This window comes from Myxococcus sp. AM010 (assembly GCF_013372585.1).
In the GTDB taxonomy this organism is placed as follows: Bacteria; Myxococcota; Myxococcia; order Myxococcales; family Myxococcaceae; genus Myxococcus; species Myxococcus vastator.
In genome coordinates, this window is record NZ_JABXEO010000019.1 from 61274 (window position 1) to 86524 (window position 25251).

Annotated in this window: 23 protein-coding genes; 12 read left to right on the forward strand and 11 right to left on the reverse strand. The window is 70.3% G+C overall.

The features are described 5' to 3' along the window. Nucleotides 1-254: 254 nt before the first annotated feature. Nucleotides 255-2861, forward strand: coding sequence for an MXAN_6230/SCO0854 family RING domain-containing protein (locus HV826_RS12380; RefSeq protein WP_176417218.1), 2607 nt, complete (start codon nucleotides 255-257; stop codon nucleotides 2859-2861). Nucleotides 2862-3058: 197 nt separating this feature from the next. Here HV826_RS12380 and HV826_RS12385 read toward each other — a convergent pair whose 3' ends face one another. Further along, complete coding sequence (locus HV826_RS12385; RefSeq protein WP_176417219.1) at nucleotides 3059-3712, reverse strand: M23 family metallopeptidase; 654 nt, start codon at nucleotides 3710-3712, stop codon at nucleotides 3059-3061. After that, the gene (locus HV826_RS12390) at nucleotides 3709-4506 is read right to left on the reverse strand and encodes a PD40 domain-containing protein (RefSeq protein WP_176417220.1); all 798 of its coding nucleotides are present in this window, start codon (nucleotides 4504-4506) and stop codon (nucleotides 3709-3711) included. Before HV826_RS12390 ends, HV826_RS12385 begins: the two co-directional genes overlap by 4 nt. A gap of 292 nt (nucleotides 4507-4798) precedes the next feature. Here HV826_RS12390 and HV826_RS12395 point away from each other — a divergent pair, with 292 nt between their 5' ends. After that, entirely contained in the window at nucleotides 4799-5044 is a 246-nt protein-coding gene (locus HV826_RS12395) for a hypothetical protein (RefSeq protein ID WP_176417221.1), read from the forward strand. A 1-nt stretch (nucleotide 5045) separates the two neighbouring features. Here HV826_RS12395 and HV826_RS12400 read toward each other — a convergent pair whose 3' ends face one another. The 5 genes from HV826_RS12400 to HV826_RS12420 form a co-directional block, all read right to left on the reverse strand. After that, on the reverse strand, nucleotides 5046-5513 hold the full coding sequence (locus HV826_RS12400) for a hypothetical protein (protein WP_176417222.1): 468 nt from the start codon (nucleotides 5511-5513) through the stop codon (nucleotides 5046-5048). A 5-nt stretch (nucleotides 5514-5518) separates the two neighbouring features. Further along, nucleotides 5519-6565: a hypothetical protein gene (locus HV826_RS12405; protein WP_217917694.1), complete on the reverse strand. Its 1047-nt coding sequence runs from the start codon at nucleotides 6563-6565 to the stop codon at nucleotides 5519-5521. A 76-nt stretch (nucleotides 6566-6641) separates the two neighbouring features. After that, nucleotides 6642-7193, reverse strand: coding sequence for a response regulator transcription factor (locus tag HV826_RS12410; protein ID WP_176417224.1), 552 nt, complete (start codon nucleotides 7191-7193; stop codon nucleotides 6642-6644). Next, nucleotides 7180-8562, reverse strand: coding sequence for an ATP-binding protein (locus tag HV826_RS12415; RefSeq protein ID WP_176417263.1), 1383 nt, complete (start codon nucleotides 8560-8562; stop codon nucleotides 7180-7182). The genes HV826_RS12410 and HV826_RS12415 overlap by 14 nt, the downstream gene beginning before the upstream one ends. A gap of 38 nt (nucleotides 8563-8600) precedes the next feature. Continuing rightward, nucleotides 8601-9548: an AraC family transcriptional regulator gene (locus HV826_RS12420; protein WP_176417225.1), complete on the reverse strand. Its 948-nt coding sequence runs from the start codon at nucleotides 9546-9548 to the stop codon at nucleotides 8601-8603. Between the two features lie 156 nt (nucleotides 9549-9704). On the opposite strand from HV826_RS12420, the gene HV826_RS12425 reads away from it, so the two are divergent. The 5 genes from HV826_RS12425 to HV826_RS12445 all read left to right on the forward strand — a co-directional run bounded on the left by HV826_RS12425 (nucleotide 9705) and on the right by HV826_RS12445 (nucleotide 13978). Next, entirely contained in the window at nucleotides 9705-10442 is a 738-nt protein-coding gene (locus HV826_RS12425; protein WP_176417226.1) for an SDR family oxidoreductase, read from the forward strand. A 178-nt stretch (nucleotides 10443-10620) separates the two neighbouring features. Next, nucleotides 10621-10932, forward strand: coding sequence for a hypothetical protein (locus HV826_RS12430; RefSeq protein WP_176417227.1), 312 nt, complete (start codon nucleotides 10621-10623; stop codon nucleotides 10930-10932). Then, nucleotides 10932-11195, forward strand: a complete 264-nt coding sequence (locus HV826_RS12435) for a hypothetical protein (RefSeq protein ID WP_176417228.1) — start codon at nucleotides 10932-10934, stop codon at nucleotides 11193-11195. The genes HV826_RS12430 and HV826_RS12435 overlap by 1 nt, the downstream gene beginning before the upstream one ends. Next, nucleotides 11192-12718, forward strand: a complete 1527-nt coding sequence (locus HV826_RS12440; RefSeq protein WP_176417229.1) for a PepSY-associated TM helix domain-containing protein — start codon at nucleotides 11192-11194, stop codon at nucleotides 12716-12718. The genes HV826_RS12435 and HV826_RS12440 overlap by 4 nt, the downstream gene beginning before the upstream one ends. A gap of 30 nt (nucleotides 12719-12748) precedes the next feature. Further along, entirely contained in the window at nucleotides 12749-13978 is a 1230-nt protein-coding gene (locus tag HV826_RS12445; RefSeq protein WP_176417230.1) for an MxcI, read from the forward strand. A gap of 51 nt (nucleotides 13979-14029) precedes the next feature. Here HV826_RS12445 and mxcH read toward each other — a convergent pair whose 3' ends face one another. The 3 genes from mxcH to HV826_RS12460 all read right to left on the reverse strand — a co-directional run bounded on the left by mxcH (nucleotide 14030) and on the right by HV826_RS12460 (nucleotide 20970). Next, nucleotides 14030-16537 (reverse strand): TonB-dependent siderophore myxochelin receptor MxcH, encoded by a 2508-nt coding sequence (gene mxcH, locus HV826_RS12450; RefSeq protein WP_176417231.1) that lies wholly within the window; start codon nucleotides 16535-16537, stop codon nucleotides 14030-14032. A 356-nt stretch (nucleotides 16538-16893) separates the two neighbouring features. Continuing rightward, nucleotides 16894-20637, reverse strand: coding sequence for an isoleucine--tRNA ligase (gene ileS / locus HV826_RS12455; protein ID WP_176417232.1), 3744 nt, complete (start codon nucleotides 20635-20637; stop codon nucleotides 16894-16896). Nucleotides 20638-20691: 54 nt separating this feature from the next. Further along, complete coding sequence (locus tag HV826_RS12460) at nucleotides 20692-20970, reverse strand: hypothetical protein (protein ID WP_176417233.1); 279 nt, start codon at nucleotides 20968-20970, stop codon at nucleotides 20692-20694. A 151-nt stretch (nucleotides 20971-21121) separates the two neighbouring features. On the opposite strand from HV826_RS12460, the gene HV826_RS12465 reads away from it, so the two are divergent. The 4 genes from HV826_RS12465 to HV826_RS12480 are packed head-to-tail and all read left to right on the forward strand — an operon-like array spanning nucleotide 21122 to nucleotide 24032. Further along, entirely contained in the window at nucleotides 21122-21862 is a 741-nt protein-coding gene (locus HV826_RS12465; protein WP_176417234.1) for a hypothetical protein, read from the forward strand. Beyond that, nucleotides 21859-22455 carry a toxin-antitoxin system YwqK family antitoxin gene (locus HV826_RS12470; protein WP_255217179.1) on the forward strand — a complete coding sequence of 199 codons (597 nt, stop codon included), beginning with the start codon at nucleotides 21859-21861 and terminating at the stop codon, nucleotides 22453-22455. Before HV826_RS12465 ends, HV826_RS12470 begins: the two co-directional genes overlap by 4 nt. Before the next feature lie 16 nt (nucleotides 22456-22471). Beyond that, the gene (locus HV826_RS12475; protein WP_176417236.1) at nucleotides 22472-23626 is read left to right on the forward strand and encodes a trypsin-like serine protease; all 1155 of its coding nucleotides are present in this window, start codon (nucleotides 22472-22474) and stop codon (nucleotides 23624-23626) included. A gap of 31 nt (nucleotides 23627-23657) precedes the next feature. After that, nucleotides 23658-24032 (forward strand): helix-turn-helix transcriptional regulator, encoded by a 375-nt coding sequence (locus HV826_RS12480; RefSeq protein WP_176417237.1) that lies wholly within the window; start codon nucleotides 23658-23660, stop codon nucleotides 24030-24032. Between the two features lie 78 nt (nucleotides 24033-24110). Here the strand turns inward: HV826_RS12480 and HV826_RS12485 are convergent, their stop codons facing one another. Continuing rightward, nucleotides 24111-24377, reverse strand: a complete 267-nt coding sequence (locus tag HV826_RS12485; protein ID WP_176417238.1) for a hypothetical protein — start codon at nucleotides 24375-24377, stop codon at nucleotides 24111-24113. Nucleotides 24378-24425: 48 nt separating this feature from the next. On the opposite strand from HV826_RS12485, the gene HV826_RS12490 reads away from it, so the two are divergent. Beyond that, nucleotides 24426-25250, forward strand: a complete 825-nt coding sequence (locus HV826_RS12490) for an SDR family oxidoreductase (RefSeq protein WP_176417239.1) — start codon at nucleotides 24426-24428, stop codon at nucleotides 25248-25250. Nucleotide 25251: the final 1 nt, after the last annotated feature.

The following is a 25251-nucleotide window of genomic DNA, read 5'->3' on the forward strand; positions in this document are numbered from 1 at the left end:
TCTGGCGGCTCCGCCCGGTCCAGGTCCACGCGAGCCTGACGCTCCTCATGGACGTGGGTGAAGTGCACCGGGAAGTTTGTACGCGGGGCGTCCGCGTCCACGGTTGGGGCGAGCCCCGCATGCTTCAGCGATAGCGGCGCCCCTCCGGGCCCTGATAGGGTTCTGCACGGGGCGGCCCTGGGTTTGCTTCCTTCTCACTCCAGAGGTAGCGGATCCGCTCTCCGCCCCGTTTTTTCCTCCCGCTTGGAGTCACCATGGGCGCCCCTTCGCTCGACGTGACGGGTGATACCGCCGCGCTGCTGCTCCGGACCACGGGGCGGGTCTTCCTCCCCTCCGGACTCTCGCCCAGCGGTGACCGGCGGGCGCGGGAGCAGGGAATGGATGCCCTGGAGGCGGACCTCGCGGGGGTGGGCTACACGCTGGACGGCCCGCTCCGGGAGGCGCTGCTCGCGCTGCCCACCGAGGTCATGGCGGCCTCCGGCCGCTTCGTCTACGACACCTGCGCGGCGACCCTGGGGGCCAACCGGCCCTTCGTTCCCTTGTTCCGGAACTTCCCCGAGAGCGTGCCGCACGACACCCATCGGCTGTACGTGCAGCGGATGCTGGGCTGGTTGTTCCAGTCGCCCGAACAGCCGTGCATCCACTGCGGCGCGCAGGACACGGTGCATGCGCTGTCGCCGTGCGCCCACCTGGTCTGCGAGCGTTGCTTCGATGGGAGCGACTACAGCGCGTGTCCCAGTTGTCACCGCCGCTTGTCACCGTCGGAGCCGTTCCTCAAGCCCACGGCGCTCAAGGCCGCCGGCAGCGTGTATGGCCAGACCGCCGGCCGGTTGACGCGGCTGTCGCTGGGCACCGACTTGGAGGCCACGGCGAGTGAGGTGCTGCGGCGCCTGGTGTCCCGGTCCACGGTGCTGCGTCCGGGCGAAGTGATATTGCTGAAGCTGCTCGTCTCCTCCTTCGGGGTGCGCATCCTGGGGTGGCTCCCACCGCGCATCCCGGTGAAGGAGACGCTGGCGCACGTCATCGGCCTCCTGCTTCAAGATGCCCACACAGCGGGAGACGTGCTGGCCGGCGCCGCGGCGCACGTGAAGACCGCCACGGATGTGCTCCGGGTGCTCGTCGCGTGGGCGGGTGGCAACCCCGACCTCACCGTCAAGATTCCGCTGAAGAGCCCTCCTCGTCCGGTGCGGCGCGCCGTCCTGCGGATGCTGGAAGGCCTCTCCGTGCTGAACCTCACCGAGGACCTCCGGCGCCACCCTGGCCTGTGGAAGGCTCAGGCGAAGCTCCTGCATGTCTTCGAAGAGTGGCAGCGCCATCCGAAGGTCTCGCTCGCGTTCGCTGTCTTGCGTGAGACGGTGTTGGCGCCGGAGACACCATTCGGAGCAGCCGTGCTGAGTCTGGCCAGCGAGCATCCGGCGGACTTTGAAAGGGTGGAGGTCGACGGAGGCGTCCGCCTTTCCTTCCGCTCCTGGGCCTCGCACGTCGAAGCGGCGCTGGACGCGAGCGATGTCCGCGGCGCGCTGCGGCTGCTGCGGCAGCGGCCCGGCGAGTTGCTGCGCCGGTTGGACCATGTGAGCCGCCTGTCGGTGGCCCAGTCGGGCTCCGCCGCGCTCGACCCGGAGCTGCTCGCGGCGCTCGAGGCCGTGCTGCCTCGGGCCGCGCCCGCGCTGCTGCTCACCGCCGCGGCGCACCTGCGCCAGCGGCACAAGCCCTTCGCCAGGCGCGTGTTCTTTCCCAAGGGCGAGGCCACCCACGCCTGGGGCATGGAGGACCGGCGCCCCTTGCTCCCCGGTGACGCCATTGGCCAGCTGGTGGCGCCGCTGGAGCGGGAGCTGCTGCGCCGGGCGGAGGCGCTGCCGGCCTTCCCTCAAGCGGTGCTCGACGAGGCCCTGGCTGACCTGCTGGTGCCGCTGGCGGAGAAGACGGCCTCCCGGGCGTTGGTGGCGGTTCCGCGTGGAAGCCTGCTGCCGTTGCCGGAAGGGAAGACCTTGCGCTTCTTCGTCCATTGGACGGAGCCCAAGGGGACGCGGGTGGACCTGGACTTGTCGGTGGCCTTCTACGACAAGGATTGGTGGTTGGTGGACCTGTGTGACTTCACGAACCTGCGGCTGGCGGACGACGCCGCGGTGCATTCGGGGGATGTCACGTCCGGGCCGCTGCCGATGGGAGGCGCCGAGTTCCTGGATGTCCATGCCCCGCGACTGCTGGCGCAGGGCGTTCGCTACGCCATCCCGGTGGTGTTCTCCTACAACAGCGTCTCGTTCGACCGCATGGAGGACGCGTTCGCGGGCTTCATGGTCCGGGAGGGCGCTGGCGGACCTCACTTCGATGCGCGCGCGGTGGAGCAGCGCTTCGACCTGCAAGGGAGCGGGCAGATTTCAGTGCCGCTCGTCATCGACCTCGTCGAGAAGCAGCTCCGGTGGGTGGATGTGAAGGTCCCTCCCGAGGACGGCTTCCAGAGCGTGCGTCGCTCCCGGGGGGAGCTCGCGCACCTTGGCAAGGACACCCTGGCCTACTTCGGCACCGGCGCCCGCCCCACGCTCTGGGAGCTGGCCTGTCTTCATGCGGCCACGCGCACCCGCACGGTGCAGGTCCGGCGCAGGGATGGCACCGTGTCCGTCCTGAAGCGGGCCCCAGGCGAGGACACCACCGCCTTCCTGCGCAGGTTGCGTGGCATTGAAGCGGATTCCATCACCCACGCCTTCACGCCCGGCACGGCGCCCACGTTCTTCGCGGGGATGACGGACGCCCCGTCGCTCCCAGCCGGCAGCGAGGGCTATGCGCTGCGCTTCCTCCACACGTCCGCGGAGTCCGTTACACGGCTGGCCGCGGGTGACCTGGTGTCCGCGCTGAAGCCCTGACGCGGTCCAGGTGTGCCCGGGTGGAAGTGTGAATAGTTGGTGGAAGGGCAGGGCGAGGCCATCGAGTACCAGGCGGACGGCGCCGGCTCCTTCACGATGAGCGAGAGCCCGGTGCCGACCCGGCTGAAGCGCGTCGCCTGGCAGTAGCCGGTGGAGGGAGCCCTGGCCGGGTGTGGCCAGGGCCCCCTGTCCGCGCGTTACTGACAGGCGATGCCAGGCAGCCCGCGGTAGGCGCCCTGCGACGTCCAGCGCGTGAAGGGCGTCCCGCAGGCGCCGCCGTAGGGGTCATCCGTGCCGTAGCCGGGCACCCAGTATTCGAAGTGCAGGTGCGGTCCCGTGGATGCGCCGGACGATCCGACCTGGGCCACCCAGTAGGCACACGAGAGCGAGGTGTTCCGGGCGAACTGCTGGGTGAACTTCTTCAGGTGCCAGTACAGCGTCTTGGAGCCGTCACCGTGCCGCATGATCATGTAGTTGGCGGTGTAGAGGCCACAGGCGGCGTAGGGGTTGCTCTGGTTCCAGTAGTTGCAGCGGTCGTAGTAGCCATCCACCGAGGACTCGATGACGCCGCTGGCGGCGTTCATGACCCAGACGCCGTAGTCCATCTTCCCGAACCCGCCCGACAGGGCGTAGTCCGTGCCGGTGTGGCCGCTGTAGCGCACGCCGCCGCACGCGTAGTCCCTGCCGCCGTAGTCCTTGTAGGCACTGACGACGCAGCCTCCGTTGCCGCACTGGTCCCCGAGCATCGAGATGGGGAAGCGGAACATCGTCTGGGCATGAGACGCGGCGGGGAGCGCCAGCAGGGTGAGCGCCAGCGCCAGGGTGAGCTTCCGTGTCAGCGCGCGAATCATCGGGCATCTCCCAGGTCCGGAGCCGCCTGGCCCGTGCGTACATTGATTTTCCAGAACGCGCCGCCGCCGGCGTTGTAGCGAAGGACGTCAGGGCCGAGCCACTCCATGTGGTGGCTCGAGACGGGTGGGGGCACGAAGTTGGCGGGGACCCCTTCGAAGAGCATCCAGTTCTCCATGCCGACATTGGTGAGCTGCCTGGGGGCCTCACCCTCCACCGACGTGACGTAGAATGACGCCACGCTGGTCCTGCCGGACACGAAGACCACCGTCTTCCCGTCCGGAGAGATGGAGGGCGTCGCGTCCACGCCAGGCCCGTCCGCCAACACCTTCACGCGGCCGTTCAGGTCGATGATGCCCACGGACGTCTCGTGCGCCTCGTTCCCGCGGGCCTTCAGCGTGGCCACCAGCGCGTCACCCTTCGCTGTCGGGAACAGGTCTCCGCCCACCCCCTGTGCCAGCAGCTTCTCGCGGACGCCGGGGCCGCGCAGGCGCAGGTTGCCCTCTCCGTCCAGCAGCGCGACGTTGGGCCCCACCGTGCGCGCCTCTCGGTACTTGAACTCGCGGTCCACGACCTTCACGGCGCCGGTGGCCTCGTCGTACTGGACGATGGCCAGCAGCGGCAGGTCATCCGTGCCCAGGGGCTGCGTTGGGATTTCGGCGACGATGCCCGCGAGCATTCCCGGGCCCTGTCCGAAGAGGTTGATGAACCGGGCCTTGGGGCCGAACTCTCTCTGGACCGCGGGGGCGATGCTCTCGCGGGCCTTGGTGACGCGGCGAAGGTCCGCGGGGTTCATGCGCTCTGTTGCCGTGGCGCTGGTCGCGGCCAGGGTCAGTGTCGCGAGCGCGAGGATTGATTTTTTCATCTCTCACCGAGGAAGGAGGAAACGACGCGGGGGGACACCCCATGGCGTTATCGGGCGCTCCTCGTCTCGGTTTCTTGGAATATTTGTTTTACTGTATTATCGCAATATTCCTGTTTTCGAGAATCAGTGTCTGGCGGAACATGACTCCGGGCGCACTTTCACAGGAGAAACGGAAAGTGCGATAATCGTGAAGGCAACCAACGCCTTCAGGGGAGCGACTGACATGGCTTTGTACTACGTGCAGAACTTCACTTACGACGGTCCTGGCAGCTCGAAGATGTATGGCGCCATGGGGGCCCACAACCACGACCAGGCCAATCAGTTCACCAAGGACTGTATCGCCTACCTGAAGGGCATTGGCTGCACGAACGTGCAGGAGACGGGCAGCTTCGCGAGCAACCAGGCCGAGCCGTTCAAGGGCAAGGAGATGAGCTGGGACGTGCTCCAGAGCAAATGGGTGAAAGCCTAGGCTAGAGGCCCCGGAGCAGGGGCCGGCCGTGGGACAGGCCGGGCCAGGGGATGGCCAGGGCGACGAACAGCATGGCCAGCAGGAGTCCCACCGCCCAGGTGCGGTGTCTGGACCGCGAGGGCGCCTCCCTCCGCGACATCGCGGAGGTGACGTGCGCGGCCGTGAGGGCCAGGAGCATCAGCAGCGGGTGCTCCAGGCCGAAGAAGCGCAGGTGGCCCATGGACATGCTCATCCGCAGCGCGTCCAGGCTCCGCGGCGTGACGGGGCTGAGCGCGAAGTAGAGCGTCATCCCCAGCAGCATCTGGAGGTCGAAGGCGGAGACGAAGACGCGCTGGAGCCGCCGGTCGCTGGACGTCCAGTCACGGCCTCGCGCCCAGCCCAGCAGCGCCTTCACGAGCGCGAGTACGCCCAGCACCACCACCCCCCAGCGCAGCCAGGAGTGGAGGAGCAACACCCCCGAGTAGAGCATGGTGCCTACCCTTCCTTCTTCGGGGGCATCGCCTCAATCCAGCGCTGGATGAGCGCCCGGCCCTGCTCGTCCACCACGCGGGTGCCCACGGGCGGCATCTGCATGAAGTCCCCGCGCTGGCCCATGCGGTGGAGCAGCGAGCTGTGCTGGACGTCGCCCGGCGCCACGCGCTGCGAGCTCCTCCCGAACATGCCCGACGTCTGCATGATCGCCTTCACGTTCACGGAAGTGCGCCAGGTGTCCGTCTCCTGCACGGCGCCGAGCTCGCCCGCCTCCAGGCGCAGGTGCAGGCCGGAGCCGCTGCCCAGCGCCATGCGGTTGGCGCTGTGGCACGACACGCCGCAGTTCATGTGCAGGTAGCCCAGGGCGGCCTGCTCCACTGGCGTGCCGGGAATGCGAGGCACCTTCGCGGGCGGGTGGCTCAAGCGCCCCTCCTCCACCAGCTTCGCCAGCGTGAGCCCGCGCGCGCCGTCATGGGCCAGCGCGACGGCCTCGAAGCCGAGCACCTCGTCGCCGCGCCCGCGGTGACAGGACTGGCAGGCCAACTGGCTGGGGATTTCGTAGCCCTCCGTGCCGGGCACGTCCTTCTCGCCGTCGGTCAACTCGAGCGCCGTCTTCCCGTCTTCGCTCCAGCGGTAGGTGGTCCGCAGCCAGCCGCCGTCCGGGCGCTTCCAGAGGAAGCGCGTCTCGATGGGGCGCCCCTTCCAGCGGAACTCCTTCCAGAGCTTCGTGCCCACGGGGAAGCGCCACTCGTCGCTATTGGACGTGTCCACCTTCGTGCCGGGCGGCAGGGAGATGAAGCGCGCCTTGTCCAGGCCGTCGCTCCAGAGCTGGAGGCCGGGCTCGTAGGGGCGCACCTCGGGAGGAATCGCCCGGGTCGCCCACCCCGTGCCGCCCTCGCCGTAGAGGCCGGTGCAGGCCAGGTGCTGGAGCGCCTGGCACTGGATGCCGCCGTTGACTTCCTTCCAGCCCGCATCGGTGGGCGTCTTGGTACAGCCTCCGGCGGACACCATGATGCTGAGCAGCAGCGCACTCGTGCGTGGCGCGGACATCGGACCTCCTGACACCTTCCAGCCTAGCGGCTCGGGCGCCGCGCTTCGTGCGTCTTGCTGACGCACCCCGCGGCGCTCACTTGGGGACGGGGTACTTGGCCAGCTTGCGTTGCAGGCTCCGCCGCTGGATGCGCAGCAGCCGGGCGGCCTGGGAGATGTTGCCCCCGCAGTCGGCGAGCACGCGCTGGATGTGCTCCCACTCCGCGCGGGCCAGGGAGGGCACCTCGTGGGTGAGCGCGGCCTCCTGTCCGGAGGGGAGGGTGGCGCCGGCGAAGGCGAGCAGGATGTCGTCCACGTCCGCGGGCTTGGCCAGGTAGTGCGTGGCGCCTCGCCGCACGGCCTCCACCGCCGTCGCGATGCTGCCGTAGCCCGTCAGCACCACGACGGTGATGCTCGCATCCAAGGCCTTCAGCTCGCGCACCAGCTCCAGGCCGGAGCCGTCGGGCAGGCGCAGGTCGACGACGGCGTAGCTCGGGCGCAACGCCCGCGCGGCCTCGAGCGCCGCTTGCGCGCTGGCCGCGCCGTGGGCCTGGAAGCCATGCCGCACGAAGGCGCGCATCAGCCGCTCGCGGAAGCGCTCGTCGTCGTCCGTGACGAGCACCCTGGCGGGGGCTTCACCCGGTGGCATCGGACGACTCCTTCCTCAAGGGCAGCTCCAGCGTCACGCGCGTTCCCTGGCCCTCCTCGGAGCTCAGCTCCAGGCGGCCTCCGCACAGCTCGGCGTACGTCTGGGTGAGGAACAGGCCCAGCCCCATGCCCTGGCCCGCGGGCTTGGTGGTGAAGAAGGGCTCGCCCAGCCGGGGCAGCAGCGCGCGTGGGATGCCGGTGCCCCGGTCCTCCACGATGAAGCGCAGGCGGTCCACCTCGCGGTGCGCGGACACCACGACGCTCGCCTGGGTGGCCTCGCTGGCATGCAGCCCGTTGCGCACCAGGTTCGTCAGGACCTGCACCAGCCCTCGCACGGGGCACCAGAAGGGCACGTCCGGGCCGGGCTCGAACTGGAGGCGCGCCTGGTCCGCGGTGCTCAGTTGTTCCCGGAGGCGCGCGAGCACGTCGCCCGGGGTCGTCCGCTCGGGCACCTCGCCCAGCGTCTGGCCCGCACGCGCGCTCATGCGCTCCAGGATGTCCCGGCAGCGCTCCACCTCGTCCCGGATGAGGCGGGCGTCCTCCAGCGCCTCCTGGGGCGCCTCCAGGATGAGGGTGTCCAACTCGTTGGCCGCGATGGCGATGGTGCCCAGCGGCGTGCCCAGCTCGTGCGCCGCGCCGGCCGCCAGCGTGGACAGCGACGCCAGCTTCTCCGCGCGCGCCGCCAGCCGCTGCGTGCGCGCCAGCGCGGCCTGCCGAGCTCTCAGCGCGGCGGCCACGCGGGCGACGACGAAGGCGATGATGAGCGCCGTCAGCGTGAAGGCGACCCACATGCCCACGACGTGGAGTGAGTCCAGGCCGTGGCTGCCCGGCGGGTTCACCGTGTCCGGCAGCGGGACGTGGAAGGCGAAGAGGCTGGTGGAGCCCAGCACGGACAGCAACGCGATGAGCACCGTCCAGCGGGGGCCCAGCACGATGGCCGCCAGCGTCACGTGGACGAGATACAGCATGGCGAACGGGTTGGCCGGGCCACCGGACAGCGCGAGCAGCCCCGTCAGCAACGCGGTGTCGAACGCGAGCACGGCCCCCAGCAGGCCGGGGCGGACCTCGGGCTCGCGGCGGAGCCAGAGCGCCAGCAGCAGGTTGGACACCGCCGTCGTGGCCACCAGGGCCAGCAGCGGCGTCACGGGCAGCGCCAGCCCCAGCACCCGGACGGCGACGCCCACCGTCAGCGCCTGGCCCGCGGCGGCGTGCCAGCGCAGGCGGACCAGCCACCCGAGCGCGATGTCGCTGGAGGACAGCCGCGCCGCCATGTCTCCGGTGGAGCGCCGGAAGGCGGAGCGCGGCAGGCGCGGGGGCGAGGCCAGGACGTCAGGCGACGGCGCCTCGGCGTGAGTCGGCGCGGTGGACACCCGCACGTCATATCCCGGCGTCGGAGGCGGGGTGTGCGTCAAGTTGACGCATTGCCCTGCCGGGCCGGTGCCCGAGCCTGCCCCTGGAGCGTGCTCCGCAGCTGGGAGATGTCCCGGGCGGGCGGCGCGCCAAACAGCCGGCCGTACTCCCGGCTGAACTGCGAGGGGCTCTCATAGCCCACCGAGTGCCCCGCCGAGGCCGCGTCCAGCGCCTGCCCCAGCATGAGGCGCCGGGCCTCCTGGAGCCGCAGGTGCTTCTGGTACTGGAGCGAGCTCATGGCGGTGATGCGCTTGAAGTGGTGATGGAGCGCGGACGTGCTCATGTGCGCCACGCGCGCGAGCTGCTCGATGCGCAGCGGCTCCGCGTAGTGGTGCTTGAGCCAGGTGATGGCCCGGTTGACGGAGTCGAGCCGCTCCCCGGCCACGGCGATGTGGCGCAGGTTCGCGCCGTGCTCGCTCGACAGCAGCCGGTAGAGCAGCTCCCGGATGAAGAGGGGCGCCAGGAAGGGGATGTCCCGAGGCGTCTCCAGGAGCCGCACGAGCCGGGTGGCCGCGTCGAGCAGGTCCGGCTCGGCCGGGCTGAGCAACATGCCCGGTCCGGCCGGTGGGGTTCCGGTGGGCTCCAGCGCGGCCTCCAGCATCAAGGCGCCCAACTGCCCCGGGTCCAGGTCCACGCGGAGGCACAGGTACGGCGCCTCGGGCGTGGCCTCCATGACCTGGCCCGTGACGGGGAGGTCCACCGACACCACCAGGCACTGCTCCGGGCCGTAGTGAAAGACTTCATTCGCGAGCATGACCTGCTTGCGGCCCTGCGCGACGATGCAGAGCGCAGGTTCGTGCAAGGCATGCAGGGGCTCGCTCGGCTGCGCGGCGCGAATCAGGACGACCCGCGCGATGGCAGTCTGATGGATGCCATCCGCGGGCGTGTGCCTCTGAATCAACCGCGCCAGCGCGGCCGAGTGCTTGGAGGTGGAGGAGGGCGTCATCGGGTGGAGAAGCGTATGCGGCCCGGCCCTCCGGTTCAGCGTCATCCGCCGGTTCGTGCAGGATTGGGCAAGAACCCGGCAGCATCGGAGTACTGCGTCAGCGGCGGGAGCGCGCAGATTGCGGCCATCCACTCCGCAATCACGAGGCGCATCCACATGTCTGGAATCAAGGGGAAGGTCATCGCCATCACCGGGGCGAGCAGCGGAATCGGGGAGGCGACGGCTCGCCTGCTCGCGAGCAAGGGCGCGCATGTCGTCCTGGGCGCGCGCCGGACGGACCGGCTCGAAGCCCTGGCGTCGGCCCTCCGCGCGGACGGAGGCTCCGCGCGCTACCGGGCGCTGGACGTCACGAAGCGAGCGGACGTCGAGTCCTTCATGGGCTTCGCCCGCGCCGAGCACGGCCGGCTCGACGTCATCATCAACAACGCGGGCGTCATGCCCCTGTCGAAGCTGGAGGCGCTCAAGGTCGAGGAGTGGGACCGCATGATTGACGTCAACATCCGCGGCGTCCTGCACGGCATCGCCGCGGGGCTGCCCATCATGCAGGCGCAGCGCTCCGGTCAGTTCATCAACCTCTCCTCCATTGGCGGCCACTCCGTGGTGCCCACCGGCGCGGTGTACTGCGCGACGAAGTACGCCGTCATCGCCATCTCCGAAGGCCTGCGCCAGGAGGTCGGCGGTGACATCCGCGTCACCGTCATTTCACCGGGCGTGACGACGTCCGAGCTCGCGGACTCCATCTCCGACGCAGGCGCGCGCGAGGGCATGCGCGAGTACCGCCGAATCGCCATCCCACCCGAGGCCATCGCCCGGAGCATCGCCTTCGCCATCGAGCAGCCCGCCGACGTGGACGTGAACGAAATCATCGTCCGTCCCACCGCCAGCCCCAACTGAGCGTGACACCGCGCGGACGTAGCCTGGCGCGGCTCCGTCCCGCTGTGCGTGAAATGCCGAGCCAGCACGCGTTTCCCGTCTGACCGCCTGCCTTGACATCGTCGCGCGGCCGGGTTTCATTGGGCCCGGTTTCGATATTGAGAGTGATTCTCAATAGCGCCCTTGCTCCGAGGAGAACATGGCGGTTTCGACCCTGCTCATCCTGCTGGGCCTCGCTGTGCTCCTGTCGGTGACGGCCCGCGCCCCCCAGAGTGCCCTCACGCGTCACTGGGGGTGGGTGCGCGCCGTGGGCGCCGTGGCATGTCTGGCGGGCGTGGCCGTGGGCGTGAAGGCGCAGGGGCTGGGCGTCGGGCTGACGACGGCCACGGTGGTGGTGATGCTGGCCACGCCGGTGCTCGCGCTGTGTGGGCCGCTGTGGCCGCGCGCCACGCGGTGGGCGGTGCCGCTCAGCGCGGTGGGGCTGGTGCTGGCCTGGGCGGGGACGCGCTGATGACCCAGAAGCATCAACATGGCGCTGCTCGCATCAGCGCCGCGGTGACGGTGGCGCCCGCGGCCGGGGTGCTGGCGACGCTGGCGCTGGTGGCGGTGCTGCCCGCGTCCGTCGATGTCCGATACCTGCTCGCGTTCCTCGTCGCGCTGCCGGCGATGGCCACCGCGGCGTGCCTGGCGCTGCTGGCCCGGAGTGGCGCGCGGGCCTGGGGGGGCGCCGCGGCGGTGGCGGTGGTGTCGTCGGTCGTCCTGGTGCTCACGTGAAGCTGTCTCCCCGTTCGTACACCATCCTCTGGGACGCGCACGCCTGGGCCGGCGTGCTGTCGTCGCTCATCCTCTTCGTGCTGTTCTTCATGGGCTCCTTCGCGCTCTTCGCGGAGGAGCTGGCGCCGTGGCAGGAGCCGACGTTCCGGGCGCCCATCGCGGTGACGGAGGCGCGGGCCGTCCAGTTGGCCCAGCAGTTGGCGGAGGCGGAGACGGCGGCGAAGCCCGCCTGGTTCGGCATCTCCCTGCCCACCGCCGAGGAGCCGTGGATGCGGCTGTGGCGCATGACGCCCGAAGGCCCCATCCGCTCCACCTGGTGGGACCCGGTGTCCGGCCAGCAGCTGGGCGAGCGCAGCGACCTGGGCGAGTTCCTCAACGCGATGCACTTCCTGGAGCCGCTGCCCTTCGGCAAGCACCTGGCGGGAATCGCCTCCGGCGTGCTGCTGCTGCTCGTCATCACCGGCGTGCTCATCCAGTTGGGGCGGCTGGTGCGGGAGCTGGTGCAGTTCCGTCCGGAGTCGTCGCGGCGGGCGCTGTGGTCGGACGCGCACAAGGTGATTGGCGTCATCAGCGCGCCCTTCCTGTTCGTCTTCGCCCTCACCGGCGGAGTCCTCTGCCTGTCGGACTGGTACCTGCCCGCGGTGGTGTCGTCCGCGCTGAACGGTGACGCGAAGGCGATGGAGGTGGCCGTGGACTGGCCCGCGCCGCTCGCCCCCTCCGGGCAGCCCGGCGGCCCTCCCGACCTGGGCCGGGCGCTGGCGCTGGCCAAGGCGCGCTTCCCTCAGTCGGAGCACAGCTGGTTCTTCTTCGACCACCTGGGGGACGCGAACGGCACCGTCCACCTGCCGGGCGAGGCGGAGGGCACGCTGCACGCCTTCACGCACCTGCGCGTGTCGCGCGAGGGTGACGTCCTCTGGTCGCGCGAGACGGGCGGCGGCACGCGCTACACGCAGGTGATGGACCCGCTGTACGGGCTGCACTTCGCGACCTGGGCCGGCTTCCCCGCCAAGGTCCTCTACGCGCTGCTCTCCTGGCTGATGGCGTTCGGCATCCTGGCGGGCAACCTGCTCTGGCTGGAGCGGCGGCGCCTGCAGGGGAAGAGCCGCTTCGACGCCGTGCTCGCGAAGCTGACGGCGGGGGTGTGCGCCGGGCTCACGGTGGCGGTGGCGGTGCTCTTCATCGCCAACCAGCTGGTGCCCGCGGAGCTCGCGGACCGTCCCCGCTGGGAGCACACCGCCTTCTTCGTGGCCTGGGCGCTGGGCGTGGGAGGTGCGTGGGTGGGCGGCTCGCCCGGCGTGTATGCGCGCCGCCTGCTCATCCTCGCCAGCGCGGGGCTCTTCGCCGTGCCCTTCATCGACGCGGTCCGGATGCAGCGGCTCCCCTTCGCCTCGGGCTCCGCGTTCGTGCTCGCGACCGAGGTGGGCCTGTGCCTGCTCGCGGTGCTGCTGGCCGGCGCGGCCCACGCCATCTCCCGCCTTCAGAAGCAGGCCCCGACGCCGATGCCCGCCGCGGTGCCTGCCTGAAACCACGCCGTACCCCTCATGGAGAATCCAATGCGCAAGCGCAGCCGTCTGGCGACTGCATCCACCGCGTCCCTCATGTTCCTCGCCGCCTCGTTGACGGCGTGCGGCTCGTCGGACTCGGACCCGAACGTGAACCCCGACGAGACGGAGACCGGGCCGGTGTACAGCCTGGCCACGTCCGTCTTCGGAGACTCCGGGTCGGCCACGTATGTGAGCGTGTTCAACTCGCTCGACGTGACGAGCATCGACCTGGAGCAGGCGAGCGAGCACGCTGGCTTCGCGACGATTGGCGCCGTGGACGGCAAGCTCTTCGTCGGCGCGGGCGAGGCGCCCGAGCTCACCCGCTACACGGTGTTCGACAGCGGGCGCTTCCAGGAGTCGGGGAAGCTCAGCTTCGCCAACTACGGGCTGACGGCGGCGCCGCTGTACCACAACCACTTCGTGGACGGGACGTCGGCGTACATGCAGTTGGAGGAGTCCCGGCGCATCGTGTGGAACCCGGAGGCGATGACCATCTCCGGCCCCGTGGAGTCGCCGGGGCTGGTGACGGAGCGCGACGGGCTGGTGGTGAAGGCCAGCTTCGACCGCGGCGTGGTGGCGCACGGCGGCTATTCGTTCCAGCCCTTCTACTGGACGGACGCCAACTACTACCGCTTCTCCCCCAGCTCCCAGATTGCCGTCTACTCCCACGCGGATGACAGCCTGGTGGAGCTGCTGGAGGCGCCGTGCCCGGGCCTGGACGTGGCGACGAAGGACGAGAACGGCAACATCTACTTCAGCAACTGGGTGTTCAGCGCGGGCGCGCCGGTGGTGGACGACACCGCCCCGGAGACGTGCATGGTGCGTTTCGACGCGAACGCGCGCGCCATCGACGGGGACTGGACGCGCTCGCTGGCGTCCATGGTGGGCGGGCGCCAGACGGCCGCGTTCCGCTACCTGGGCAACAACGTGGGCGTGGTGGCGGCCTTCCATGACGACAGCCCGACGCTGAGCGCGACGCCGACGGCGTCCGACGTCACCAACGGCACGCACTGGAAGCTGTGGCAGGTGAACGTGGAGACGGGCGAGGGCGCGCCCATCCAGGGCCTGGATTGGATTGCGGGCGGCTACTACGCCTTCACCATCGAAGGGCGGACCTTCCTGCTGCTGCCCACCGCGGACTACGCGTCCACGTCCGTATGGGAGCTGAACAGCAACGGCTCCGCGGTGAAGCGCTTCGAGACGCTGGGCTGGGCCTACCAGTTCGTGAAGGTGCGCTGAGCAGGGTGCGCCAGGTGCCGCCCGCGTGAGTGACGCGGGCGGCGCCGTGCTTCAGTACTCCACGGTGGCCTTGAGCCAGCCCGAGCGGCCGGGCCGCTGGACGCCGAAGAAGTCGAACAGCCTCGCGTCGGTGAGGTTGTCCAGCTCGGTGCTGAGCCCCAGCGAGAAGCCGTTGAGGCGGACCTTGTAGCCAACGCCCGCCGCCTGCGCGAACTGGCTGTCGATGGTCTGCTTCGTCTCCACGGAGCCCAGGCCTCCCCAGTAGCGGAAGAAGCCGTGGACGTAGCGCGCGGTCCAGAAGGGGGACAGCTCGTCCTCCGCGGTGGCCACCCCTCGCAGGGACAGGCGCGCGGTGGCGTTGAGGAAGAACCAGGGCCGGTTGGGCAGCCGCTGTCCCTCGAAGGCGCCGAAGGTGCCCTGGCTGGACACGTTGCGGAGGTCCTGGACGGTGGCGTTGGCGTCCACGTGCAGCCAGCCGCCAGGGGCGCTCCAGCCCGTCGCCCCCTCCACGCCCAGCGCCCGCGCGCCGTAGACGTTCTGGAACGTCCAGTCGCGGTCCCTGCCCGCCAGCATGATGAGGTCCCGCGCCAGCCGGGCGAAGCCGTTCAGCTCCCCCCGGAACACGCCGAGCCGGGTGCGCAAGGGCGCGGTGGCCAGGCCGGCGTTCACGTTGTGGCTGCGCTCTGGCGCCAGGTCGAGGTTCTCCCGGATGAGGACCCCGTTGCCGAACAGCTCGTCCATCCGCGGCAGCCGCGTGGCGCGCTCATAGCTGACCTTGACGTAGAGGGGCTCGCTCACGCGCAGCCGCAGGGCCGCGCCGCCGCCCAGTTGGTGCAAGTCGCGGTCCTTGCTGAGCCACTCGCCGGTGGGCTGCGGTTGCTGGGCCTTGGCCGCGTAGAGGTAGTCCTTGGCGAAGACAATCAGCTCCAGCGCGTCGTTGAAGGCGTTGAGCTGGTACTCCAGGCCCGTGACGGCGGTGAGGAGGTCGCGGTCCGCGGAGAGCGGGTCCTGGTCGATGGGGCTGGCCAGCCGCCGTTGCTCGCCGGTGCGGCGGGTGAGGGTGGGGGCGAAGGCGAGCCGCAGCGTCTGGGACGGGCTCAGGGCCCAGCTCGCGTTGGCGCGGCCATGGAAGGATTGCTGCCAGAGCGTCTGGTCGGTGGCGTCGCCGCCCAGCTCGCCCGGCTGGGTGCGCTCGCGCAGCCGGTTGCCGAACCAGTCGTAGACCCACTGGGACGTGTCCTGGAAGTCGGAGGCCTGCCACGCGTAGCCGGCCAGCGCGTCGACGCGGACCGCGTCGGTGAGGGCCTTCTCGTAGAGGAGCTGCGTGCCGAGCGCGGTCGCGCCGTAGCGGGCCTCGCCGAAGGGGCCTCCGCTCATCACCAGGTTGTGCTGGAGGTCCTTGTCGTAGCCGGAGCCGAAGACGCGCAGGGCGACGCGGTCCGCCCAGCCGACCTGTTCGAAGCCGGCCTCGAGCCCGCCGCCCAGCGCCTGGTAGCCGTCGTGGAAGCGGCTGACGGTGACAGGGCGAAGCTGCCCGCTGTCGTCGGAGGCCTCCACATTCACGCGGTAGTCGTTCCGCGTGGTGTCCGCGAAGAGGTGGGCCCGGGTATAGAGGCCGCCAGCGGCGGGCCGGTAGCTGCCGCCCAGCGTCAGCCGGTACGTCCCGAAGGCGCCGCCCTGGAGCGACACGGCGCCATGCGCGCCGTCTTGAAGCGGCGCGGAGGTGAGGTTGACGGCGCCGCCCAGCGCGTCGGCGCCGAAGCGGGAGGGCACCACGCCCCGGTAGATTTGAATCGAGTCGACCAGGTTCACCGGCACGTTGGCGAAGCCAAAGGGATAGCCGGAGAGCTCGAGCGGCACGCCGTCCAGGAAGAAGCGAATCTGGTCGTCGGTGAGGCCGTTCAGTGAGAAGCGGATGGTGCTGCCCAGGCCGCCGCTGCGGCGAACCTCCACGCCTTCCTGTGATGCCAGCACCTGCCCCATGTCCACCGAGCGGGCCCGCGCGCGGGTGGTGCTGACCACGCGCACCGCCTCCGCGGACTGGCGCCTCCGCTCCGCCTCCGAGCGGCCAGACACCGTGGTCTCCATCGTCTTCTCTTCCGGAGGCGGTGGTGGCGCGGCCGGCGCCTCCGCCTGCACGGGCGGTGGTGGCTCGGAGGGGGGCGCGGCCTCCGGCGCTGACGCGGTGGCCGCGTCCAACCGGAACGAGTGGACCAGCTCAATCTGGCAGGCGACCGCGGCTCCGCCGACGCGCGCGGGCTCGAAGCGGAAGGTGAGGCTGGCGGCGCGAATCGCCTGGTCGAAGGACTCGCCCGCGGACCGCACCACCTCCGACGCCGTCACCACGCCGTGCTCGTCGATGGTGAGCCGCAGCACCACGTCCGCCTGGCGCCCCGCCGCCAACTCCACCTCTGGATAGGGGACGGTGACGCTGTCGATGCGGCTGGGCGGCTGGACTTGGGAAAGCGCGGCTTCGGAGGGCGCGGGCGCCGCCGCGGGTGCTGGCCCCGCGGGGGCCGCCGAGAGCAGCAGGGCGAGCGAGGTGAATGCCGAGAACATCCGCAATCCCGTTTTTGGTTTTGCGTCGCAGTCTCAACTGTGACGCGAGCCGCTTATCGAGGATTGCGACAGGCCGGTCAAGATAGGGCGCCCGTGGAGAGGGGCCCGGGTCTTGATTGACAACCTGTCTCATATTTCAGTAATCGAGCAAAAACAGTTTATACTGAAATAGTCGGAGCCGCGGCGTGCTGTGACGCGGCTCCCAGGCGTTGCTGTACCGGAACGACACGACCTTCACCGCGAACGGAGTGAAGGCCGGCACGTCCCCTTTCTCACGTGGGAGGGGCCGCGCCGGGGTGCCGTGCCTTGCGGGCTGCCTCATCGCGGGGATGAGGCAGCCCGTGTTTTTTCGCGGCTCAGGCCCGTTCCACGCGGAGGCGTGCGGGCAGGCCATTGAGGCTGACCTCTTCTTCCTTGCCGGTGAGGCCCTCGGGGCCCACGAGGATGCTGGAGGCGAGCGTCTCCCGCGCAATCAGCTCCCGCGCTTCGTCCGTCACGCGCTTCACGCGCGCGTCGCCGTCCACCCAGAGCTGGATGCGGTCGGTGTAGCCCAGCTCCAGGTCCTTGCGCGCGCCCTGCACGCGGGCGAGCAGCTCGCGCACCAGGCCCTCATCCACCAGGCCTTCCGTCAGCTCGGTGTGGAGCACCACCACGCCCACGCCCATGCCCGCGGCGGCGTAGCCGGGGTTGGCCTCCACCAGCGTCTCCAGCTCCTCGGCGGTGAAGACCAGGTCCTCGCCGGCCACCGTCAGGGCCACGCGGCCCGTCTGGAGCAGCTCGCGGTGCAGCGCGGCGCCGTCGCCCGTGTCGAAGGCCTTGCGCACCGGGGCCAGCTTGGGGCCCAGCCGCCCGCCCACCGCGCGCAGGTTGGGCCGGACGCGGAAGCGCACCACGTCCGCCTCCGGGCTGCCCGGCTCCACGAAGCGCACCTCGTGGACGTTCAGCTCGTCCGCGATGAGGTCGCGGTACACCGCCACGCGGTCCGTCAGCTCCTTGCGCGCCAGGATGACGTCCGCGCGCGACAGCGGCTGGCGCACCTTGAGGCGGTTGTCCGTGCGCACCTTGAGGCCCAGGGAGACCAAATCCCGCACCGCGCCCATCTCCGCCGCGAGCCCCTCGTCGATGAGAGACGCCTCCACCGTGGGGAAGCGCGCCAGGTGGACGCTCTCCGGCTGCGTGGTGGGCCAGGGCTTGCGCACCAGGTTGCCCCACAGCTCGTCTGCGAAGAAGGGGATGAAGGGCGCCGACAGCGAGGCGATGGTGGTGAGCGCCTCGTGGAGCGTGAAGTACGCGTCCTGCTTGTCCTGTTCGAAGCCCGGCGCCCAGAAGCGCGAGCGGCTGCGGCGCAGATACCAGTTGGACAGCGCGTCCACCAGGGCCACCATCCGCTGGGCCGCGTCGTAGACCTGGTAGGTGTCCAGCGCGCGGGTGACGTCGCGCAGGGTGAGGTGGACCTCCGACAGAATCCAGCGGTCCAGCACCGGCCGCGCCTTCACCTCGCGCCAGCCCTGGCTGCGGCGGATGGCCTCCCACGGCGAGTCGGACGCGTCCGCGTTGCCGGCCGCGGGGTTGAAGCCGTCGATGTTCGCGTAGATGGTGAAGAACGAGTAGACGTTGCGCAGCTTGACCTGGAAGTCCTTCTGCAACAGCCGCACGTTGCTCAGCGAGTGCCGCGTGTTCGACCAGGTGGGGCTCGCCGCGTAGAAGAACCAGCGGAACGCGTCCGCGCCCGGCGCCTTGGCGGCGGGGTCCTTCAGCACCACGCGCTCGGAGGGCGCCAGCCGAGGCACCTCCACCGGCATGACGCTGGCGCCGCGCGCGGAGGGCGCCACGTCCAGCGCCTGCAAGTCAGCGGGCGCCAGCAGCAGCACGCGGCGCTTGAGCTTCTTGTGCGCCTTCACCGTCGCCGTGAGCGCCACGTCCGGGCGGTCCGGGCGGAAGAGCCGCACCTGGGCGCCCTCCTGGAGGTCCAGGCCCTCCAGGTCCTCGCGGGCGATGAGCGCCACGCCCGGCTCACCCGGCACGCCGGCCTCCGCGGCCGTGAGGACGGCGAAGTCCATGCGCACTTCGTCCAGGATGATTTCCGGCGGCGTGTAGTTGCCCTTGGACTTGGACTCCTTGCGGCCCTCCTTGTCGGAGACGTGGCCCAGCACGATGCAGCTCTTGTACGGCTGCGGCCAGCCGCGCAGGGGCGACAGGCCCATGCGCGCCTGCGTCTCCTCGTCGAAGAGGAGCGTGCTCACCATCAGCAGGGAGTAGAACCAGCCGCGCGTCTGGTCGATGGCCTCGGAGATGAAGTCCGCGGGGAAGGCGCGGTTGAAAATCTCCCGCGAGCCCGGCGCGTGCGGGAAGCCCCACTGCGCGAAGGGCATGCAGCCGGAGTCGAACCACACGTCCACGACTTCGGGCACGCGCTGGAAGCGCCCCGGGGTGCCGGGCTTCTCGAACGTCACCTTGTCAATCCACGGCTTGTGGACCAGGAGGTGCCTGGCGTTGGCCTCGTGCGGCTTGCCCGCGAGGAAGGCGTTCAGCTCCGCCTCCACCGCGGCCACGTTGTTGCCCGGCTTCTCGCGCAGTGCCTGGAGCGAGGGGACGGCCTCCACCTCACCGGTCTCCGAGTGGACCCACAGCGGCAGCGGCGTGCCCCAGTAGCGCTCGCGCGACAGGGCCCAGTCCACGTTGTTGGCCAGGAAGTCGCCGAAGCGGCCTTCCTTGATGTGCTCGGGCACCCAGTTGACGGCGCGGTTGTTGGCGATGGCCTCGTCCTTCACGGACGTGGTGCGGATGTACCAGGCGGGACGGGCGTACTGGATGAGCGGGTCGTCGTCCGCGCGCCAGCAGAAGGGGTACTCGTGCTTGTACTGCTCCGTGAGGAGGATGAGCCCGCGCTCCTTCAGGTGGCGCTGGATGTCCTTGTCCGCCTCCTTCACGAAGCGCCCCGCCACGAGCGGCACGTCGTCGGAGAAGGTGCCGTCCGGCTTCACCGCGCAGAACAGCTCCAGCGCTTCGGGCTGGGCGAAGCGGGCCTTGTCCTTGCGGAAGGCCTCGTAGTCGTCCTCGCCGAAGGCCGGGGCGATGTGGACGATGCCCGTGCCGCTGTCGAGCGTCACGAAGTCCGCGCCCAGCACGCGCCAGGCCTGCGCGTCCTCACCGCCGTCCTTCAGCGGCAGCCGCGTGTCGCCCGCGCGCTGGTGGTACTGCTCGAAGGGCGGCTGGTAGCGCTGGCCCACCAGGGCGCTGCCCTTCTGCGTGGCGACCACCGGCAGCTCTTGCTTGAGCTTCTTCGCCAGCGCCTCGCGCAGGGCCGCGGCGACGATGAGCTTGCGCTCGCCCGCGTCCACGGTGACGTAGTCCACGCCCGGGTTGACGGCCGCGTACATGTTGGACGGCAGCGTCCAGGGCGTGGTCGTCCACACCACCAGCGCGGTGTCCGGCGCGTCGCGCAGCGGGAAGGCGACGTAGACGCTCGGGTCGTCCACCGTCTTGTAGCCCAGGCCCACCTCCGCGGCGCTCAGCGCGGTGCCGCCCTGCGGCCACCACCACACCACCTTGTGGCCCTGGTACAAGAGGCCCTTGCGGTGCAGCTCCGCCAGCGCCCACCACACGCTCTCCACGAACTGACGGTGGTAGGTGACGTAGGCCTGGTTCAGGTCCACCCAGAAGCCGATGCGCTCGGTGAGCCGCTCCCATTCTGAGGTGTAGCGGAAGACGGACTCGATGCAGCGCTCGGTGAAGGGCTCCACGCCGTAGCGCTCAATCTCCGCCTTGCCGTGGATGCGCAGCTCCTTCTCGACCTCCACCTCCACGGGCAGGCCGTGGGTGTCCCAGCCGGCCTTGCGGGGGACGTAGTGGCCCGTCATCGTCTTGTAGCGGGGGAACAGGTCCTTGATGACGCGCGTGAGGACGTGGCCGTTGTGCGGCAGGCCGTTGGCGGTCGGCGGGCCCTCGTAGAAGACGAAGCTGGGGGCACCCTCACGCGTTTCGAGCGAGCGCTCGAAGATGCGGCGGTCCTTCCAGAAGGCCTGGATGCGGCGCTCGTCGGAAGGAAAGTCCAGCTCCGCGGGCACCACGTCGAACAGGGAAGGGGGCGTTTCAGGCATGGTGCGGTGCTTGATAGCACCGCCCGCGCCGGGGATGGATGCCCGTCCTGTGAATCAGAGCAGCGGACAGAGCGGCCAGTTGCCACCACAGATGTCGCGTTCGATGTAGTAGCCCCAGTCCGGGCTGTAGAAGGCGTAGTGCGTCGGCCCGCTGCCGCAGGACACATACTGGGACCGGACCCGGCAGTGGATGTCCGGGTCGTACTCCGGATAGAGGGCCTGGGACGTGGACTCCGTCGCGGCGGGCTCCGCCGTGGCTTCGTCCAGGGCTCCACCGCAGCCCCCCATCAGCAGGGCGGCAAGGCACATCAGGGTCGCGCGATTCTGGGGCATGGGCCTCTCCTGAGACCGGCGTTTGTCGCCGGGGTGTCGAGTCTAAGCGGGGATGTTCTGAATTTCAGGGTGAGCCTGTTGACGCCCATGTATGCATCTTTCTAGGTTCTCGGGAGTTGAGAATTTCCGCACCCCTGGAATCGAGAGAGACATGAAGAGGCTGCTGCTCTGTGCCCTGTCGCTGGCTGTCGTGGTGGGCTGTTCCGATGCGCCGTCCGGGCAGCCCCTTGAACAGGAGGGCTTCCAGGTCCTCCAGCACGACGCGACGACGCTGGAGGCCACGTACGGCTCCGGGGGCGCGGTGGTGCGGATGCTCGCGGTGGAGACGCAGGCCAACGTCGTCGAGGTGACGTACGACTTTGGCGACCCCGTCATCGGATTCCACATCGACTTCAACCAGGGCGTGGGCCAGTTCACGCCGTCGGGCAGCCCGCTGGACGCGTCCCACGCGCACCTGCTCGCGTCGTTGTTGGAGGGGCTCGCCCACGAGCTCCCCGCGGAGGGCCGCACCCGCGTGGAGGAAGCCGCCGAGCGCCAGACGAGCTTCATGCAGATTGTCCCCGTGGGCGAGGTCCTCACGGCGTACGAGTACGTGTCCGAGCGCGGCTGGGTGCACCTCTCCTGCACCTGCAGCCGTCAGTACATCGGCTCCGGCTACTACCGAACGGTGGGCCGGGGCTGCGGCTGCACCGGTGGCTCGGGCAACGGCTGCAAGGGCCGCTGCGGCCAGGGCTGCGGCGTCACCAGCCTGCCGCGCTGCGTGGGCACCACGGCCTACACGCAGGACTGCGCCAAGCACGACTACGGCCTGGGCAGCTTCGCGGCGGCGTCGGATGACTATTCGTTCGCGCGCAACAACTGCAGCTGCAGCGGCGTGGGCTCTTGCAGTTGAAGAAGCGCGTCCTGGCAGGTGTGGCGCTGGCGCTGGTCGCCGGGATGGCCCTGGGCTGCAACCGGGCTTCCGGGCCCTGTCCCGATGGCGCGCGGCTCCAGGGCCGCGCGCCGCCCGACGGCGTCCTCCAGTGGTGCGCCCGGCCCGATGGCCAGAAGCACGGCCGCTGGGTGGAGTGGCACGCCACCGGGAAGCTGAAGACGGAGGGTGCCTACGTCGACGGGAAGATGGAGGGCCGCTGGGTCACCTACTTCGAGGACGGCGTGAAGCAGTTCGAGGGTGACTACCGCGGCGGGCTCAAGCAGGGCCTGTGGACCCTCTACTACGAGGAGGGCCCGAAGAACCGCGAGGAGCTCCATCCGCCCGGCGCCGGTCCGGTGCAGTGGACCGCCTGGCGTTCGGACGGCTCGAAGTGGGCGGAAGGGACGCTGGCGGGGCACCGCTCGCAGGGCGCCTATTCGGAGTGGCACCCCAATGGCGCGCTGGCCGTGCAGGGCCAGTACGAGAAGGGGGAGAAGACGGGTGAGTGGAAGTACTGGGACGCCGCGGGCGCGGCCACGGACGTTCCGCAGGGCGACTTCGACAGCGAGTGACGTCACGTCCGCCGCAGTGGGGCTCCTGCTGGCGGCGGGCGCGTGTGGTCCTTCTGTCGTCCCCATCTCCCCGGAGCCGCTCACCCCGGCGCGGCGGGCCGTGGTGGGCGGAGCGCCCGAGCCGGGCTTCCCCTCGGTGGCCGCCATCGTCCCCGTCTCGCCCTTCTGTGGTGAGCCTGACGAGGCGGCTCGCGTGCTCTGCACGGGGACGCTGGTGGCGCCCCGGGTGGTGTTGACGGCGGCGCATTGCGTGGAGAACGCGGAGGCGCCGCGGGTCTTCTCGGTGGTGTTCGCCGCCGAGACGGCCCGCGCCTCCGCCGCGGAGCGCGTCCGCGTGGTGGAGGGCCGCCTCCATCCCGCGTGGCGTCCGGGCGTGAATGACGTGGGCGTGTTGATTCTCGCCAGCGATGCGCCAGTCGCTCCGCTGGCCTGGGAGGCGCGGGCGTTTCCCTCTGACGGCGTGGGGCGGCTGGCGCGGGTGGTGGGCTTCGGCGTGGACGGAGCCGGGGGCGCGGGGCTGCGCCGTGGCGGCCTGTCTCGGGTCACCTCGGTTGAAGCGGGCATGTTCTCCATCGAAGCGGCGCCGGCGATGTCGTGCGGCGGGGACAGCGGCGGCCCGGTGTTCATCGAACAGGACGGCTACGAGCGCCTGGTGGGGGTGACTTCGTTTGGCGACCTCAATTGCGCCACGGGCACGAACACCCGCGTCGACGTGCACGCGGACTTCATCCAGGCGGCCATGGACGATGCCTCACGAGGCGCGCGCGTCCGGACGCCGATGGACCCGGCCGTGGACGCCTGCGAGCAGCAGTGCCAAGCGCATGCGGACTGCCCCGTGAGCATGTCGTGTGCCGCGCGGGAGGACGGCACCCGGAGCTGCGCGGTGGCGGGGCTCGAGGCGGGCCACTTCGGGCCTTCATGCACCAACGCGCAAGGCGAGCATCCGTGTGTGAAGGCGGGCTCGGCGTGTCGGCTGTGGCTGCCCTGCCCCAAGCAGCGGGATGCAACAGCGCAGGGAGGGTGCGCGGCGGCAGGGGGCGGAAATCCCAGCCTGCTCCCGCTGGTGCTCCTGGCCTGGGCCTGGAAACGCGTCCGTCGCCCGATGGGCGGGTCGTCCGCGAGCGCCTCCCCGTCGCTGCTCGCCCGCCCACCCCTCTGGCATGTTGTTTAACTGGGTGGTTTAATTTTGGGCGGAGGTCGTTATGGTCACCCCCATGGTTCAGCAACGTTCCGAGCAACTCGACGCGGTCTTCCACGCGCTCTCCGACCCGACGCGGCGGGAGATGCTGCGCAGTTTGTCCTCGGGGCCCCGGAGCATTGGCGAACTGGCGGCGCCGTTCAGCATGTCCTTCGCGGGCGCTTCCAAGCACGTCAAGACGCTGGAGCGCGCGGGGCTGGTGAACAGGTCGGTGGAGGGACGCACGCACCGGTGCAGCCTCGCGCCGGCGCCGCTGGCCGGAGCGGCCGACTGGCTGCGTTTCTACGAGCGCTTCTGGAATGACCGGCTGGATGCCTTGGAGCGCGAGCTCCGCAAGCCCGAGCGCGGCGGCGACAGGAAGGGCGCGCGGAAGGAGTGAGGTCCGCATGCGTCCCGCCGTCCCTCGGACAGGGGGCACGGACGGTGAACGCACCGGCGACTCGCAAGGACAGACGCCTCAGTGTCTGTCGTCTTCTCGCGGGGCATCACCCGTCGCGGGCCGCGGGCCCCGTTGCTGCTTGAGCCGTTCGCGCGGCCAGACGAACAGCGCCATCCCGGCCAGGAACAGGAAGAAGATGACGACAGACAGCACGAGCCCGCCGCCGACGAAGCCCGCCGCCATGCCAGCCAGGCCCCACAGCAGGCCGTGGGGAAAGCCCAGGACGGCCCCAATGACGGTGCCCACCGCCGCGCCCGCGTAGGCGAAGGGCTCGATGAGGTTCACGATGCGCTCCCACGTTGATGCTCGTCACGAGCCTGGGCAGGAACACGCATGAGCAAGTCGCGACGCAAGGTGGTCCTCATCACTGGCGCATCCTCTGGCATCGGTCAGGCCTGCGCGGAGCTCCTGGGGGCGCATGGCCACGCCGTCCATGGTACCAGCCGCCATCCCCGCGCGGAGGGTGCCCACCACCGGATGGCTGTTTTGGACGTCACGGATGAGGATTCCGTTCAACGCGTGGTGGCGTCGGTGCTCGCGGCCGAGGGCCGGCTCGACGTGGTGGTGAACTGCGCGGGCTTCGTGATGGCCGGCGCGGTGGAGGACGTGTCCATTGAAGAGGCCCAGCGGCAGATGGACACCAACTTCTTCGGCGTGCTGCGCGTCTGCCGGGCGGTGCTGCCCACGATGCGCGCGCAGCGGTCGGGCCTCATCGTCAACATCAGCTCCATGGGCGGCGCCGCCGGGCTCCCGTTCCAGGGGCTCTACAGCGCCAGCAAGTTCGCCCTGGAGGGGCTGACGGAGAGCCTCCGGCAGGAAGTCGCCGCCTTCGGCATCGAGGCCACGCTGCTGCAGCCCGGGGATGTCCTCACGCGCGTGCGCGAGTACCGCCAGCGCGCCCGTCAGTCCGGTCCCGGGTCCGCCTACCAGGAGGCCTTCGAGCACGTCATGGACCTGGTGGAGTCAGCAGAAGGCGCGGGCGTCCCTCCCGAGCAGGTCGCCCGGAAGCTCCTGTCGCTGGTGGAGCGCCGGCGCGTGGACGTGCGCTACTCCGTGGGACACCTGTCGCAGCGCGTCGGCCTGGTGTCGAAGCGCCTGCTACCCGGGCGCACCTTCGAGCACCTCGTGATGGCCCTCCACGGCCTGTCGCGGCGCTGAG

What these genes read in the sequence shown, in the direction of transcription:
- HV826_RS12380 (WP_176417218.1), top strand. Translation starts at nt 255, where the DNA reads ATGGGCGCCCCTTCGCTCGACGTGACGGGTGATACCGCCGCGCTGCTG.
- HV826_RS12385 (WP_176417219.1), bottom strand. Translation starts at nt 3,712, where the DNA reads ATGATTCGCGCGCTGACACGGAAGCTCACCCTGGCGCTGGCGCTCACC.
- HV826_RS12390 (WP_176417220.1), bottom strand. Translation starts at nt 4,506, where the DNA reads ATGAACCCCGCGGACCTTCGCCGCGTCACCAAGGCCCGCGAGAGCATC.
- HV826_RS12395 (WP_176417221.1), top strand. Translation starts at nt 4,799, where the DNA reads ATGGCTTTGTACTACGTGCAGAACTTCACTTACGACGGTCCTGGCAGC.
- HV826_RS12400 (WP_176417222.1), bottom strand. Translation starts at nt 5,513, where the DNA reads ATGCTCTACTCGGGGGTGTTGCTCCTCCACTCCTGGCTGCGCTGGGGG.
- HV826_RS12405 (WP_217917694.1), bottom strand. Translation starts at nt 6,565, where the DNA reads ATGTCCGCGCCACGCACGAGTGCGCTGCTGCTCAGCATCATGGTGTCC.
- HV826_RS12410 (WP_176417224.1), bottom strand. Translation starts at nt 7,193, where the DNA reads ATGCCACCGGGTGAAGCCCCCGCCAGGGTGCTCGTCACGGACGACGAC.
- HV826_RS12420 (WP_176417225.1), bottom strand. Translation starts at nt 9,548, where the DNA reads ATGACGCCCTCCTCCACCTCCAAGCACTCGGCCGCGCTGGCGCGGTTG.
- HV826_RS12425 (WP_176417226.1), top strand. Translation starts at nt 9,705, where the DNA reads ATGTCTGGAATCAAGGGGAAGGTCATCGCCATCACCGGGGCGAGCAGC.
- HV826_RS12430 (WP_176417227.1), top strand. Translation starts at nt 10,621, where the DNA reads ATGGCGGTTTCGACCCTGCTCATCCTGCTGGGCCTCGCTGTGCTCCTG.
- HV826_RS12435 (WP_176417228.1), top strand. Translation starts at nt 10,932, where the DNA reads ATGACCCAGAAGCATCAACATGGCGCTGCTCGCATCAGCGCCGCGGTG.
- HV826_RS12445 (WP_176417230.1), top strand. Translation starts at nt 12,749, where the DNA reads ATGCGCAAGCGCAGCCGTCTGGCGACTGCATCCACCGCGTCCCTCATG.
- mxcH (WP_176417231.1), bottom strand. Translation starts at nt 16,537, where the DNA reads ATGTTCTCGGCATTCACCTCGCTCGCCCTGCTGCTCTCGGCGGCCCCC.
- ileS (WP_176417232.1), bottom strand. Translation starts at nt 20,637, where the DNA reads ATGCCTGAAACGCCCCCTTCCCTGTTCGACGTGGTGCCCGCGGAGCTG.
- HV826_RS12460 (WP_176417233.1), bottom strand. Translation starts at nt 20,970, where the DNA reads ATGCCCCAGAATCGCGCGACCCTGATGTGCCTTGCCGCCCTGCTGATG.
- HV826_RS12465 (WP_176417234.1), top strand. Translation starts at nt 21,122, where the DNA reads ATGAAGAGGCTGCTGCTCTGTGCCCTGTCGCTGGCTGTCGTGGTGGGC.
- HV826_RS12480 (WP_176417237.1), top strand. Translation starts at nt 23,658, where the DNA reads ATGGTCACCCCCATGGTTCAGCAACGTTCCGAGCAACTCGACGCGGTC.
- HV826_RS12490 (WP_176417239.1), top strand. Translation starts at nt 24,426, where the DNA reads ATGAGCAAGTCGCGACGCAAGGTGGTCCTCATCACTGGCGCATCCTCT.